This window comes from Sorangium sp. So ce426 (genome assembly GCF_051475585.1).
Taxonomy (GTDB): domain Bacteria; phylum Myxococcota_A; class Polyangia; order Polyangiales; family Polyangiaceae; genus Sorangium; species Sorangium cellulosum_B.
In genome coordinates this window covers 7,924,057-7,937,897 of sequence record NZ_CP150341.1, presented here as the reverse complement: position 1 = coordinate 7,937,897, position 13,841 = coordinate 7,924,057, and the positions used below count along the sequence as shown (strand labels likewise).

Genomic DNA, 13,841 nt, shown 5'->3' with positions numbered 1-13,841 from the left:
CGTGGATGCTCCGGCCCCAGCGGGCCGGCCGGGGCCGTTCGAGGCCGCCGGGGTGCGGAGCGGGGCGGAGCCCCGAGGAAACCAGCCAGGTCTGCCCGCGCGAGGCCGCGGCGAAGCGGCGCAGAGGTCCGGCCATCCCTGGCCGGACCTCTGGCGGGCGGAACGCTAGTTGTCGAAGAGGATGTCTGCTTGACCGGACGCCGGTGCGTCGTTCAGCGCGATCCTCCTCCAGCCTCCGTGGCCACGGCCGTGGCCGCCGCGGCCGTGGAAGCCCCCTGCGTTGGCCGTCGCGACACCGACGTTGCCGTACCCGCCGGCCTGGGCGACCGACGACTGGGCGACGGACCCCGAGGTCCCGATGGCGATGCCGGCGAGGCCGATGTTCGTCGAGGTGGCCACGTTGGCTCCAGGGTACCCGCTGTAGTACGCCACCTTCTCGGGGATCCCGGCGCTCGCCTCGGCGTTGAGGACTGAGCGACCCCTCAGGCTCGAGGTGGCGGGCGTCGCCGCCTGCGCCATCGCCACGCCGACGAACAACGACAACCCAGCGACCGCGGTGATGATCTTTCGTGTCATGTTCTTCCTCTTTCGTTCGATCTCGTGATGGTTGATGGTCAGAGAGGCCAGACACGCCAGCTGCGTTTGCCGACCGCGCGGAGCCCCTGCGTTCGAGCAGCTCCACCGGGCTCGGTGCATCAAGCCAGCTCGCGGGTCATGTGCCCCTGTGTCCTGCTTGCGGTCGAACGTAAGAGCACCCGTCGTGCCAGCCGCGTTCTCCGCTGGCCAGCGCGCGCCGCGCCCTCTCACAGCGCCAATGTGAGGCAGCGGCCGCTCGGCGGCGCCATTCACCGGCGGCCGGCTTGCGTGTTCGAGCAAACCATCGCGCGCAACCCTTTGCTCGGATTGTCGCGTTCGAAGCGACGATCTCGCCGCCCGTGGCGAGGATACGGCAGGACAGGCGAGCTCAACCCGCGCGGCCGGGCTGGCTCCGCCGTGCGAACACCGCGGACGCACGCGGGGCAGCGCTCCCGTACCTGCCGCGGCGCCGCGAGCTCGGCCGCCGGCCGCGCCGTTCGGCACGCCGCGTGCTCGGCCCCTGCCCATCAAGGATGCCCATTCATGGAAGCATCGCTGACCAGGAGGAGTGAAGATGCGCGGTACGCTGTTATCGGTGTTCGTGTTGTCGGTGCTGCCCGCTTCCACGGCGCTCTGGAGGAGCGCGGCCGCGGAGGCGGTGGACGGCAGAGCGGGGGTGTTGGTCGAGGCCAATGAGCCTGACCTTTCGCAGGCCAGCGAGGCCGAGATCGCGGCGGGCGTCGAGGGGGTCTCGGTCGCCTCGTGCGTCGCCACCTGCCCGAAGGGCGATAAGGTCGTCACGTGTCCTGATGGAGTGTGTCAATGCTACTGTGACGATGACGGTCGCCCGGTCTGTACATGCGAATGAGCGCGCGCCGGAGGCGCGTTCATGGCGAGGTGTAGATTCGTGGTACGGGCTCATCCGCCGGGCAGGCGAGCGAGGCGTACGGAGGTACGCCGCAGCGAGTCGAGCGACGCGGATGAGCCCGTGGCGCACGAAGGCGAACGCGCGCGGGGGCCGGCGGCGCTCGGCTCTACGAGCCGCCCCGCTTCTGGTACGTCCCGACGAGCTCGACACGCGCGAGGACGTGTCCTTCCATCGCCTTCTCGAGCTCCACCTTCGTGAGCCCGCCTCGCGGGGGCAGCACCGTGTCGAGCGCATACAGCTTGAAGAAGTAACGGTGCTTGCCGATCGGCGGGCACGGGCCGCCATAGCCGGCGCGCTTCCAGTCGTTCCTTCCCTCGAGCGTGCCTGTCGGCAGATCGGCCTTGCGCGCGCCCTCGGGCAGGCCGCTGGCGTCGGGCGGGATGTTGTAGAGCACCCAGTGGACCCACGTCGTCTTGGGGGCGCGCGGATCGGGCGCGTCCGGGTCGTCGACGATGAGCGCAAGGCTCCTCGTGCCGCCGGGGATACCCGACCAGGAGAGCGCGGGCGGCACGTCCTTCCCCTCGCAGGTGTGCACGATCGGGATCACGTCGCCATGGTGGAAATCGGGAGATTGTAACGAGAGCATCGGTTCACCTCGCCCAGCGCGCTTTGCACTGCGCGCGCCATGCAGCCGGCGTCAGACGCCGGAGGGGTAGGTCTCCGGCGGCTCCTTCTCGGCCCGCGGCGCGAGGTGCAGCGGCCGGACGGCCTGTGACTCATCGACGAAGAGGAGCGCGTCGTAGCGGCGCGGCAGCACCGTCGGCACGTAGTTCCCGTACCCGTCGTACTCGGGGTGGTAGACGACGCCGACGGCGCGGTGGCCGCGCCAGGCCAGCGACTCCTCCGGCAGCCGCCCCGGCTCGAAGATCAGCAGCTGATCCCGGCCGCCCGCCTCGTGCAGCAGGTCTTCCCAGCTCTCGGGCCGCCCGACCGGCAAGCGCATCACCTCCATCGGCGCGTCCCACGCCCGGGCGGCGATCACGGTTCCGCGGTGGGCGCCGAAGGCGACGAGCGCGACGCGCTCCTCCCCGTGGCGCTCGCGGGCGAGCTGGCCGAGGTTCACCTCGCCCCGCTCCGCCATGTCGGTGAAGCGCGCGTCGCCGATGTGCGTGTTGTGCGCCCAGACGATCGCGCGGCCGCGCGGGCCGTGCTGCTCGAGCAGCCGATCGAGCGTCTCGGCCATGTGCCGATCGCGGACGTTCCACGACGCCGCGTCGCTGCGCACCATCGCCCGGTAGTAGGCCTCGGCGTTCTTGACCACGAGCGCGTTCTGCTCGGCGACGAAGTGCCCGTCGCGCCCGTCGGCGCCGAACTCCGGCGCTCTCTCGCGCACCTCGGCGAGCAGCTTGACGGCCTCCGCCTGGCACGACTCCGGCACGAGCACCGTCGCCCGGGCGTACTCCTGGGCGTCGTCGGCGTACGGCTCGAAGCAGCGCAGCGCGCGCCGCGCGGCCGGCAGCGCGTCGGGGGCGGCCCCCTCCAGGTAGCGCATGACCTCGCGGAGCGAGTCCCAGAGGCTGTAGACGTCGAGCCCGTAGAAGCCGACCCGCTGCTCCTCGGGCCGACCCTCGTTGTGCCTGCGCAGCCACTCGACGAGATCGGCGACCTCCTCGTTGGCCCACATCCAGGTCGGCCAGCGATCGAAGGCGCGCAGCACCGCGCGGGCGCTGCTCCCCGCGTCCGCGTAGCCCTTCACATAGCGGTTGACGCGGTAGCAATCGGGCCAGTCGCCCTCGACGGCGATGAAGGAGGCCCCCGCTTCGACGATCAGCCGCCTGGAGAGCGCTGCCCGCCACGTGTAGAACTCGCGCGTCCCGTGCGTCGCCTCGCCCAGGAGCGCGCAGCGCGCGCCGCCGATGCGCTCGATCAAGGGGTCGAGATCGGCCGTGGAGCGCAGCGGCCGAGCCAGCGCGCGGAGCGCGGCCACGAGGTCGGGCGTCGCGCGCGTCCGCGGCTCGATGAGGCGTCGCAGTCGAGCCATGATGGGATCCTCCTGGGGCGCGGCGCCGGAACGGCAAGCTCGCGCGGGGTGTGCAGGCCGCCTGGCGGCGGAAGAAGGGCCGCCCGGCGCCGTTGAGCCCGCGCCTCCGCCGGCACATCGCCGCCGCAGTCCGGTTCGTCCTCCGACGATGAGCAGATGACCAGACTCTGCGTCAACGCGACGCGACGAAAAAAGTCTCGCCAACGAGCGTCGCTTCCTCGGATGCCCCGCAGGTGCGAGCTTTCGCGAGGTGTTCCCGGAGACGATCCGGATCACATCGACTGCAAGCTTGTTGAATATTTGCATCCCGACCAGATGCTGCCTGCTCCGGTCGTACGATTCCCAGCGATAAGCGTGATCGAACTGCCCTCGGCTGGGAATGGGCATCTGGTGATGTCGTTCCGGCCAGCCTTCTCCAGACCTCTCCCCCGAACGGCCCTCCTCCCCTGTTCGTCGCGTGCGGCCCGAGCGACAGCCCCGAGACCACCGGCTCCGAGGCTCTTTCCTCCGGACCCGGCTGGAACGGAGGCGTCGTCCGGGAAGAGCTTCTCCTCATCATCGAGCGACGTCCGCCCGCCGCAGGCGACTGCAGAGAGCACAGCGAGGAGGCGAAGAGCTCGAGCGGAGCGCAGAGCCAGATCCGGGACTGGCTCCCCCGATCCCCGAGAGCGCCGTTCTCATAGCTCGATTGACGGGTCCTCGGCTTGACGGCGAACGACTCGCATCGCGCCCTGGAGTTTCTCGTTCACGTGCCACTGGCATAGTCAGCGCGCAAGTTCGCACACGTCACGAAAGCATCGTCACCAACGCGAAAAACGCACAAATTTCCCTATCGTCTGCTATAAGTACGGCGGTTTGCCCGCGTGTCACGTACTACGTGTCAAGGACCGCGTGTCGCATTCCGCCACTGCACTCGAAACATGGAGGCCTTCATGTCTGTCCGTTCTCGTGCCTCGCGCAAATTAACCGCTCTCGCGATCCCCGTCCTCGCCCTCTTGAACTTCCCTGGCTGCGCTTCAGAAGTAGGAACCGGCGGTGCCGGGGGAGATGCTTCGGGCTCAGGCGGCGGGACACCGAGCGGGAGCGGGGGGGTCACCACGGGTGCGGGCCCCGCGAGCAGCGGTGCTTCCACGGGCGGCGGCGCCGCGACGAGCGGAGCCGGCACGGGCGGCGGCGCCGCGACGAGCGGAGCCGGCACGGGCGGCTCCCCGGCTGGCGCGACCAGCGGGACTGGCGGGGCCAGCGCGACCAGCGGGACTGGCGGCGGCGAGTTCAACTGTGTCCTGCCCACGTTGCCCGAGCCGAGTGGTCTGACCGAGGTCAACCGGAAGCTCCCGGATCCGTTCACGTTCTTCAACGGAACGAAGGTCACGACCAAGGAGCAGTGGGAGTGCCGCCGCAAGGAAATCCTGGCCATGGCGGCCAAGTACCTTTACGGTCCGGTTCCTCCCGAGCCGGATGAGGTGACCGGAACCGTATCCGGAGGTACCGTCTCGATCACCGCCAAGGCAGGTGGAAAGACAGAGACCTTCTCGGCGAGCATCAGCGGATCCGGCAGCGCGATCGCCCTCAAGCTGTCGGGTGGGATCTTCCCGTCGAGTCATAAAACGCTGTCGTTTGGGAGCGGCTTTCAAGACAAGATAAAGAATCTTTTCGGCCTGTCCGAGGTCAACACCAACATCGCCAACGGGTGGATGATCGACCGGGTGATGGACGTGCTGGAGAAGAACCCGGGCAGCGGACACGATCCCACGAAGGTGATGGTGTCGGGGTGCTCCGGATGTGGAAAGGGTGCTTACCTGGCGGGTGTCTTCAGTCGTGCGCCGGTGGTCGTCATCGTGGAGTCGGGCGGTGGTGGTGTAGCCAACCTGCGCCAGGCGGAGTGGTTCAGGCACGGTGAAGGTGGTTCTGTCTGGCAGTGCCGGGATGCCAAGCCTCAGAGCATCGACAACCTCGAGGACAACGGTATCTGCGGACCCTGGGTGACCGGCGCGGCCCGCTGGCTCCGGAGCGACCCCTCGAAGGTGTACAACCTCCCCTTCGATACACACATGCTCCTGGCGACCATCGCTCCACGGCACCTGGTGCACTTCACGAATGCCAACGGCAAGGACTCCTGGTGCCACCTGGGCGGGACCTGCGAGGCGCTCTCCGCATGGGCGGCGAAGCCGGTGTGGAAGGCGCTCGGCGTCCCGGAGCGCATGGGTTTCCAGATGTACAGCGCGAGCCACTGCGCCGCCTCGGGCTCTCAGACCGCTCTTGCAGGCGAGATGTTCAAGCGAGCGTTCGACGGCAATGCCAGCGCAAACACGGACGTGATGGGCATCCTGGACAATGGCGTTCAGCAGCCGGTCAGCGAATGGGAAGACATGTGGATTGACTGGGATATGGATACGGTGCTGCAGTAGTGATGCCCTTGGGGGGTATGAACGCCATTCTGGCCTTGCCCCCCCCCATTGGGCGTGATTTCCTGGCGTCGATCATTCGAAGCTTCCCTCCCCGAGAGCCCCCGGTCTCCGTGCCATTCCGCGAGGCCCGGCCCCCTCACCACCATCGGTCACCCACGTGAACGTGGTCGTGGTCGTCAACGGTACGCCGTGAACGACCACGACCACGTAAACGTTCGGATGTAGCAAAACGCGGCGCGAAGCTTCAACGCCTGTGCGGGCGCCCGGCCCGGCGGCATTCCGGCGCGGACGGAGGTAATCGAGGTCGTTGCAGTTCGCCGTCGCCTCGGGCGCCGTTGTGGGCTTGACGCTCCGGGAACGTTTCGATTTCCTCCTCTCTCATGAACGGTGTGAATTCAGCTGCCGGAACTGCCGGAGAAGGCGCAAGAATCCGACGGTCGGCTCGATCGTGGCTTGACCGGCTCACGTCGATGGTCGCGGTGTCGTTGCTCGTCGCGTGCGGGTCGGGCGATGGGAACAGCGCCGGCGCGGGCGACACGATCACGGGGGGCTCGGGCGGCGCAACGAGCGGGGCGTCTCACGGTCCGTCGGGAGGTCTGGGCGGGGGCGGCGACGGCGGCGGCGCGGGGGAGGGCGGCTCGGGCGGAGACACGGACCCTGGCGCGACGTCGGGCGCCTCTGCCGGGGGCGCAGGGGGGGCCGGAGAGGGCGGCGCTGGAGATTGCGAGAGCGGCCCGGAGGCGCTCGAGGGCAGCGTCCATCAAGGCGATCTGCTCATCGCGTCGGACGCGGACGCCCTCGCGGCGCGCGCTTACTCCACGATCAACGGCACGATCTCGGTCAGCCCCGACTTCGCCGGAACGCTCGACTTGCCCAGCTTGCTCGAGGTGGGCGGTATCCAGGCCGAGGGCAGCGCCTCGAGCGGGGAGCTGGTCACGGCGCAGATCAAGGCGATCCGCATGCCGAACCTGGTGCGCGTTCGCGGTACGTTGTGGATCTATCTGGCGTTCGAGCTGCTGGAAGCCGACTTTCGCAAGCTCGAGGCCGTCGACGAGCGGTTCTGGATCCATCGAAACCCGGAGCTCGCGACGCTGCGGCTCGACGCCTTGCGCAGCGTGGGCGAGGACGTACAGATCACCGACAACTTCAAGCTCCCGGCATGCGCCCTCGAGAGGATCGAAGCCAACCTGAGCGCGGCCGGCACCACCAGCATGAACATCTCCGGAGGCTTCCAGGAGACCGGCTGTGAATGCAGGCTCGTCTGCGGACAGGGGCTCTGCTTGTAACGAGCGCCGGTCCGTGGCCGAGTCGAGGACGTGAGCCACCGGACAGGGGAGGCCTCCCTGCCGGCGGCTTCGGGGCGTCGATCCGCGCGGCGCGACGGACCATCGCGAGAGCGCCCCCATCGAGACCTCGTGCACGGCGTCCATCCGGTCTATGCTGCGACCAGCACGCCAGGTCGTCGTGCTGGTTCGCTCGAGCGATGGGCATGGAGTCAACCCGGCCCTCATCATGAGGCAGGTGCGCGCGTTCTTTCGATCCGTGTGGTCCGAGCCGCGAGCGCCGCACCCCCCTCGACGCGTCCGGATGGACTGGGTGCTCGTGGCCGTGTTCGCCGCGCTCGGGTCGCTCGAGGTCGCGATCCGGCGCGACCTGCCGTGGCGGATCGCATCGCTGGTGCTCTGCATCGGGCTCTTGCCGACGCTGCTCTGGCGGAGGACCAGGCCGCTGCAGGTGGTCGTGATCGCGTTCGGCCTTCTCATCGCGAACCAGCTCGCCGTGATGGCGACCGGCAGCGCGTCGCCGGGGCTCTACGCGATGGTCTACATGGTGCTGCTGCCCTATTCGTTGTTCCGGTGGGGTACGGGGCGTGAAGCGATGATCGGGCTGCCGATCATGGTGACCTCGGCGGCGGTCGACATGATCCGTTCTCATGCCAGGACCGGCGATGTCATCGGGGGCTACGCCGTCCTGCTCTCCACGATGGCGCTCGGCGCGGCCGTGCGCTACCGGGATGGCGTGCGCCTGCGAGAGCTCGATGAAGCCAAGCTGGCCGAGCGAGAGCGGATCGCCCGCGACCTGCACGACACCGTGGCCCACCATGTATCGGCGATCGCGATCCGCGCGCAGGCTGGCCTCGTCGCCGCGTCGGCTCGCCCCGAGGCGCCCGTCGACGCGCTCCGCGTGATCGCGGACGAGGCGTCTCGCGCCCTCGGCGAGATGCGCGCGATGGTCCGGCTCCTGCGTCGCGGCGAGCCGGCCGAGCTCGCGCCGAGCCCGCGGGTCGCCGACCTCGGACAGCTCGCGGGCCCATCCGCCACAGGCGCTCCCGTCGAGGTGAAGTTGACAGGGAGCTTCGATGATCTGCCATCGTCGGTCTCCGCCGCGATCTTTCGCCTCGCGCAGGAGGCGATCACCAACGCTCGCCGACACGCTCGCCACGCGACCCGGATCGACGTGGAGGTCACGGCCGACGACACGTCCGTGCGCTTGCGGGTCACCGACGACGGCCAGGGGGCCCACGCCGGCGATCCCACGTCGGCGGGATACGGGCTGGTCGGCATGATCGAACGAGCGACGCTGCTCGGCGGTACGTGCCACGCGGGCCCGGGCCCACGGCGCGGCTGGACGGTGACGGCCGTGCTGCCTCGGAATGGACGGACAACATGAGCATTCGCGTCATCGTCGCCGACGACCAAGAGATCGTCCGCACCGGGCTCACCATTCTCCTCGACGCCCAGCCTGACATCGAGGTCGTGGGCGTCGCCGACGACGGACACAAGGCCGTCGAGCTGGCGCTCGCCCTCCGCCCCGACGTGTGCCTGTTCGACATCCGCATGCCCGGGATCGACGGCATCGAAGCTACCCGACGGCTCGCCGGCCCGACCGTCGACCGCCCTCTGGCGGTCGTGGTGATCACCACCTTCGATCATGACGACTACGTGGTTTCTGCCCTCAAGGCCGGCGCCCGCGGCTTCTTGCTGAAAGACGCCGGTCCCGAGCTGCTCGCGCAGGCCATCCGCGCCGCCGCGAGCGGCGACGCCTTGATCGCGCCGCGTGTCACCGCCCGCCTGCTCTCCTCGTTCGCGGCCTCTCGCCCCCAGCTGCCACGAGCACAGCCCGGGGAGGCCCTCACCACCCGCGAGGAGGAGGTCCTCCTCATCGTGGCCCGCGGTCGAACCAACGCCGAGATCGCCGACGAGCTCCACATCAGCCTGAGCACCGTCAAGGCGCACATCGCCAGCCTCATGACCAAGCTCGGCGCGCGCAACCGGGTCGAGATCGCCATCTGGGCCTACGAGACCGGTCGCGTCCGCGACTGACCCGCCGGCCCGGGGCCAGGTGGCGGTGCGCCTGGCCGAAAGTACGATCGCCCCATCGGGCAATCGGCCGACCCAGATCCGACATTTGCGCCAATTGCGAGGCAACGAGGGCCGTCCCTAGCTTTTCGGCATGACGAACGAGAGCACCACGACCCCCTCGGCGAAGCGAGACTGGCTCGTACCCGCGCTGCTGCTCGGCCTCAGCGCGGTCCCCGTGGTGGCCGGCGCCTTCCGCCTGGCCGAGCTGAGCGCCGGCGCCAAGGTCACCCCGGACAACGCCCGCTTCTTCGCTGCGCCCGTGCCCATCGTGCTGCACATTCTCAGTGTCAGCGTATTCTCGGTGCTGGGTGCGTTCCAGTTCTCCTCGGGCGTTCGCCGCCGGAAGCCTCGCTGGCATCGCGCGGCGGGGTGGGCCGTGGCCCCGTCAGGGCTCGTCGCTGCCGCCTCGGGTCTGTGGATGCAGGCGTCCTACGAGCTCCCCAAGGGGGACGGCGACGCCCTCGCCGTCCTCCGGGTGCTGTTCGGCTCTGCCATGTTCATGTCGCTCGTGCTCGGCCTCGTCGCCATCTCGCGGCGCGACTTCGTCCGTCACGGCGCCTTCATGCTGCGCGGCTACGCGATCGGCCTGGGCGCGGGGACTCAGGTGCTGACCCACGTGCCGTGGGTGCTGCTCTTCGGCGCGCCGGGCGAGGGCGTCAGAGCGGTCCTGATGGGCGCCGGCTGGGTGATCAACGTCGCCGTCGCGGAGTGGATCATCCGCAGGAGAGCTGCATCTCTTCGGAAAGAGAAACAGCCGGGCGCGCAGCTGCGTCGCCCGGCTGTCGTCCCCGCGATCGCTCGGCTTATCGGATCCAGCGATTGACGATGTTCTCGTAAAGCTCTTGCTGACCGCTCGTGAGCTTGACCTCACCGCCGGCGTTGCCGATCTCGGCCAGCTGCTCCAGCGTCAGCTTGCCCTGCTCGAACTCGGCGCCCTTGCCGCCGTCGAAGGACGCGTAACGCGCCTTGCGCATCGCCTCGAGCGGCGACTTGCGGATCAGGTCATCGGCGATGAGGAGCGAGCGGGCGAACACATCCATGCCGCCGATGTGCCCGTGGAAGGTGTCGATGAGATCGCTCGAGTTGCGGCGGCGCTTGGCGTCGAAGTTGACGCCGCCGCCCTGGAACCCACCGCTGCGGAGCAGGATGAGCATCATCTCGACCGTCTCGTTGATGTTGTAGGGGAACTGATCGGTGTCCCACGCGTTCTGGTAGTCGCCCCGGTTGGCGTCGATGCTGCCGAGCATGCCGTTGTCCGCGGCCACCTGCATCTCGTGGTCCATGGTGTGGCCGGCGAGCGTCGCGTGGTTCGTCTCGAGGTTGAGCTTGAAGTCCTTGTCCAGGCCGTGCTCGCGCAGGAACCCGATCACGGTCTCGGCGTCGAAGTCGTACTGGTGCTTCGAGGGCTCCATGGGCTTGGGCTCGATGAAGAAGACCCCCTTGAAGCCGCGCGCGCGCGCGTAGTCGCGGGCGATGGTCAAGAAGCGAGCGAAGTGCGCCTTCTCGCGCTTCATGTCCGTGTTCAGCAGGCTCATGTACCCTTCGCGGCCGCCCCAGAACACGTAGTTCTCACCGTTCAACGCGATGGTCGCGTCGAGGGCGTCCTTGAGCTGGGCGCCGGCGTAGGCCAGCACGGAGAAATCCGGGTTCGTGGAGGCGCCGTTCATGTAACGCGGGTTGGAGAACAGGTTCGCCGTGCCCCACAGCAGCTTGACGCCCGACTGCGCCTGCTTCTGCTTGGCGTACTCGACGATGGTCTGGAGGCGGCGCGACGTCTCGGCGCGGTTCTCGCCCTCCTCCACGAGGTCGATGTCGTGGAAACAGTAGTGCGTCGCGCCCAGCTTGGTGATGAACTCGAAGTTCGCGTCCATCTTCATGCGAGCGCGGGCCAGCGCGTCCTTGCCCTCGTCCCAGGGGAAGTTGATCGTCCCCGGACCGAACGGATCGTGCCCGCGCCCGCAGAACGTGTGCCAGTAACACACGGCAAACTTGAAGTGATCCTTCATGGCCTTGCCGGCGACGACGCGGTTGGCGTCGTACCACTTGAAGGCGAGGGGGTTGTCGGACTCAGGCCCCTCGTAGGGGATCTTGCCAACACCCGGGAAGTACTCTCTGTCTCCAGTGACAACGGTCATAAACGGATCTCCAGCTCGTGGTTTGCGTGTGCCTTAGTTCAGAGGGCGCTTTCGACAACGGTGTCCGCGGGGGTTGCCCCAGGGCTCTGGTCTCCGGGCCAGGGTGGAGGCGGCGTCTCCACGCCCGCGCTGGGCTTCCAGGCATGTTGCGTTTGTTGTGGCTCCGGCGCTCCTCAAGTCAGAACCACCGGCGCGCATCAGTTGCGCGCGTGGCGGAATCGGCGGGCTAGCAATAACATGGTGCCGGGTCGGAGGCTAGGGTGGGCCTCCGGCGCCTCGCACCGTCGACTCTGGCTAGCTGTGCCGCGTCAACCTCCCCGCAGGGGCGAGCCGCGAGACCTCACCGAGGTTGCCTGCGCTGCCCTCGCTGGATCCGCCAAGGCGCTCGTGCTGCCGCTCCCTGCGACGCCGGCCGTGTTGAGCGAGCCGGTCCACGGCGGCGGCATGTTACAGCGACATGGCATTCAAGCGCCTGGCGGCGGAACGTCGACGTGGGCGGTGCCCGAGAGGGGCCTAGCCCTGCGCGTCCGTCGCTTCGCGAGGCAAGGACTCATCCGCGTGGCTTGCCGCCAGCCGCGCTCGTACGGACGCTTCGCTCACCTACCAGGTCAGCGTGTGCGTGTCAACGCTCGCCAGGACCGGCGTGACGGGGGGCGGTCGGTGGTCTGGAGCGGGCGAGACTGCGGCCATCGCGGCGGATCGCGAGCGACGGTCGGCGCCGCAAGCGCGTTGCCCAGGGGCGCCTCGGGTGGCGCAGGAGGCCTTGCCGAGCCGCCGGACCCCTCACCGGGGGCCTGCGGGGGTAACGTGGCGAGATGTCGAGACGAACCATGCGAGTCATCTGGTCTTTGGTTCTTATTGCCTTGCCCCCGGGCTGCGCTGGCGAGTCGGGCGGCAAGGTGTCGAGCAGTGGCGGAGGCGCATCGAGCGGGAGCGGCGGCGGGGCGTCGAGCGCGAGCAGCGGAGAGGCGTCGAGCGCGAGCGGCGGCGGGGCGTCGAGCGCGAGCAGCGGAGAGGCGTCGAGCGCGAGCGGCGGCGGGGCGTCGAGCGCGAGCGGCGGCGGGGCGTCGAGCGCGAGCGGCGGCGGGGCGTCGAGCGCGAGCGGCGGCGGGGCGGGCGGGGATCCGGGCCCAGGCGCGTGCGGCGTCACCCGCGACCGCATTCGCATCACCCAGGTCGACGTCGGGGGCCGCGTGATCAACAACGAGGATGAGGCCGCGCTGAAGCCGCTCGTCATCTCGCCGATACCGTCCGGCGGGTCGCGCCTGGCATGGATGAGCGACGACGGACAGGTCCACGTGCTCGAGCTCGACGCCGATGACAAGGCCGTGGGGCGCTCGTTCGGCTTGCCGGCGAACGACTTCGCCGACCTCTACGCGGATGACAGCGGCGGCGTGCTGCTGCTCACCCGCGATGCGGAGGGCGGCGGGACGCTGAATTGCGGCGCGCCCTCGAACCTGTGCGGTACGCCGCCGTCCCCTCCGATCGCCTGTCACGACATGTACATGGTCCGCTTCGACGGCGAGCGCGCCACCTGGGCGACGAAGCTCACGAGCTCGAGCGCCGCGCTGCCGCCCTACTCGACCGGCCCCACCGGGCCCGCGGTGTACATGATCTGGTGGTACGCGCACCACGGCCGCATCGCCTTCGACGGCTCGCGCTACGCGGGCTATTTCGGCGCCGCGATCAGCGTCTCGCAAGGCGGGTGCATCAACATCCACCAGGGCGATCGCATGAAGGTCGTCGACGCGAACGGCGCGCTGCAGAGGGACGGCTTCGACTGGGGCTGCAGCCACAGCGGTTACGAGCGCATCCTCTGGGACGACAGCGCCCGGAAGTTCGTGACGGTGTGCAAGACCGACAACAACAACCGCATCGCGTTCGCGCCGGATTACAAGACCATCTATCCGGTCGATCTCGCCTACTCGAACCTTGGGAACCTCGTCACGGCGGCCGGCGGCGGCTACTGGCTCACGACGAGCAATATCCGCTCGGGCCAGCCGGCGGGCGCGAACGGGCTCGCGGAGGTCCGGCTGCTCCACTTCACCGACGGCGCCCCGGACAAGGACCTCACGATCGCCAGCGACGCGGGCATGAACCACCGCGCTCCGCACCTGGCCGCCTACGGCCGCTCCCGCATGCTCGCGGCCTGGGAGACCACGACGAGGGCCGGCGATATCGCCCGCAACGACGCGGCGCGCGCGCTGTTCCTCCAGACGCGCGATCGCGCCACCGGCGAGGCCGAGGGCGAGCCGCTCGAGGTCGACGTGCTCGGCAATCGTTACCAGGACTTCGTCGCGTTTCCCGACGGGAGCGTGGCGTTCGCCGCGCCCGGCGGCTCGAACACCTCGATCCGGGTGCTGCGCATCCTGCCCTGCGAGTAGCGCGCGCCGCGCGGGCGACTCGCCCCCTCCCTGGCGACCTCGGCCGTCGACGGCGGGCCGCGAGCCG

The 13,841-nt window shown here is 69.2% G+C and carries 11 protein-coding genes; 7 read left to right on the top strand and 4 right to left on the bottom strand.

What is annotated here, in order from left to right; translation table 11 throughout:
* Nucleotides 1–165: 165 nt before the first annotated feature.
* Nucleotides 166–576: a hypothetical protein gene (locus WMF44_RS29435; RefSeq protein ID WP_437293376.1), complete on the bottom strand. Its 411-nt coding sequence runs from the start codon at nt 574–576 to the stop codon at nt 166–168.
* A gap of 574 nt (nt 577–1,150) precedes the next feature.
* On the opposite strand from WMF44_RS29435, the gene WMF44_RS29430 reads away from it, so the two are divergent.
* Entirely contained in the window at nt 1,151–1,444 is a 294-nt protein-coding gene (locus WMF44_RS29430; RefSeq protein ID WP_437293375.1) for a hypothetical protein, read from the top strand.
* Between the two features lie 166 nt (nt 1,445–1,610).
* Here WMF44_RS29430 and WMF44_RS29425 read toward each other — a convergent pair whose 3' ends face one another.
* Both WMF44_RS29425 and WMF44_RS29420 read right to left on the bottom strand, forming a co-directional pair.
* Nucleotides 1,611–2,090, bottom strand: a complete 480-nt coding sequence (locus tag WMF44_RS29425; protein ID WP_437293374.1) for a YbhB/YbcL family Raf kinase inhibitor-like protein — start codon at nt 2,088–2,090, stop codon at nt 1,611–1,613.
* 51 nt (nt 2,091–2,141) lie between these two features.
* Complete coding sequence (locus tag WMF44_RS29420; RefSeq protein WP_437293373.1) at nt 2,142–3,485, bottom strand: erythromycin esterase family protein; 1,344 nt, start codon at nt 3,483–3,485, stop codon at nt 2,142–2,144.
* 1,292 nt (nt 3,486–4,777) lie between these two features.
* On the opposite strand from WMF44_RS29420, the gene WMF44_RS29415 reads away from it, so the two are divergent.
* The 5 genes from WMF44_RS29415 to WMF44_RS29395 all read left to right on the top strand — a co-directional run bounded on the left by WMF44_RS29415 (nt 4,778) and on the right by WMF44_RS29395 (nt 10,078).
* Nucleotides 4,778–5,893 carry a glucuronyl esterase domain-containing protein gene (locus WMF44_RS29415; protein ID WP_437293372.1) on the top strand — a complete coding sequence of 372 codons (1,116 nt, stop codon included), beginning with the start codon at nt 4,778–4,780 and terminating at the stop codon, nt 5,891–5,893.
* Between the two features lie 479 nt (nt 5,894–6,372).
* The gene (locus WMF44_RS29410; protein WP_437293371.1) at nt 6,373–7,179 is read left to right on the top strand and encodes a hypothetical protein; all 807 of its coding nucleotides are present in this window, start codon (nt 6,373–6,375) and stop codon (nt 7,177–7,179) included.
* Nucleotides 7,180–7,405: 226 nt separating this feature from the next.
* Nucleotides 7,406–8,563, top strand: a complete 1,158-nt coding sequence (locus WMF44_RS29405; RefSeq protein WP_437301629.1) for a sensor histidine kinase — start codon at nt 7,406–7,408, stop codon at nt 8,561–8,563.
* A complete protein-coding gene (locus tag WMF44_RS29400) occupies nt 8,560–9,216 on the top strand; it encodes a response regulator (protein ID WP_437293370.1) in 657 nt (218 codons plus the stop codon). Before WMF44_RS29405 ends, WMF44_RS29400 begins: the two co-directional genes overlap by 4 nt.
* Before the next feature lie 130 nt (nt 9,217–9,346).
* Nucleotides 9,347–10,078 carry a DUF2306 domain-containing protein gene (locus tag WMF44_RS29395; protein WP_437293369.1) on the top strand — a complete coding sequence of 244 codons (732 nt, stop codon included), beginning with the start codon at nt 9,347–9,349 and terminating at the stop codon, nt 10,076–10,078.
* Here WMF44_RS29395 and xylA read toward each other — a convergent pair.
* On the bottom strand, nt 10,059–11,390 hold the full coding sequence (gene xylA / locus WMF44_RS29390; protein ID WP_437293368.1) for a xylose isomerase: 1,332 nt from the start codon (nt 11,388–11,390) through the stop codon (nt 10,059–10,061). The two genes, WMF44_RS29395 and xylA, sit on opposite strands and share 20 nt — an antisense overlap.
* An 830-nt stretch (nt 11,391–12,220) precedes the next feature.
* Between xylA and WMF44_RS29385 the strand changes: the two genes are divergently transcribed.
* Nucleotides 12,221–13,774 (top strand): hypothetical protein, encoded by a 1,554-nt coding sequence (locus WMF44_RS29385; protein WP_437293367.1) that lies wholly within the window; start codon nt 12,221–12,223, stop codon nt 13,772–13,774.
* The last annotated feature ends 67 nt before the right edge of the window (nt 13,775–13,841 follow it).

Coding starts and splice junctions, on each gene's coding strand:
- WMF44_RS29435 (WP_437293376.1), bottom strand. CDS start 576: ATGACACGAAAGATCATCACCGCGGTCGCTGGGTTGTCGTTGTTCGTC.
- WMF44_RS29430 (WP_437293375.1), top strand. CDS start 1,151: ATGCGCGGTACGCTGTTATCGGTGTTCGTGTTGTCGGTGCTGCCCGCT.
- WMF44_RS29425 (WP_437293374.1), bottom strand. CDS start 2,090: ATGCTCTCGTTACAATCTCCCGATTTCCACCATGGCGACGTGATCCCG.
- WMF44_RS29420 (WP_437293373.1), bottom strand. CDS start 3,485: ATGGCTCGACTGCGACGCCTCATCGAGCCGCGGACGCGCGCGACGCCC.
- WMF44_RS29405 (WP_437301629.1), top strand. CDS start 7,406: ATGAGGCAGGTGCGCGCGTTCTTTCGATCCGTGTGGTCCGAGCCGCGA.
- WMF44_RS29400 (WP_437293370.1), top strand. CDS start 8,560: ATGAGCATTCGCGTCATCGTCGCCGACGACCAAGAGATCGTCCGCACC.
- WMF44_RS29395 (WP_437293369.1), top strand. CDS start 9,347: ATGACGAACGAGAGCACCACGACCCCCTCGGCGAAGCGAGACTGGCTC.
- xylA (WP_437293368.1), bottom strand. CDS start 11,390: ATGACCGTTGTCACTGGAGACAGAGAGTACTTCCCGGGTGTTGGCAAG.
- WMF44_RS29385 (WP_437293367.1), top strand. CDS start 12,221: ATGCGAGTCATCTGGTCTTTGGTTCTTATTGCCTTGCCCCCGGGCTGC.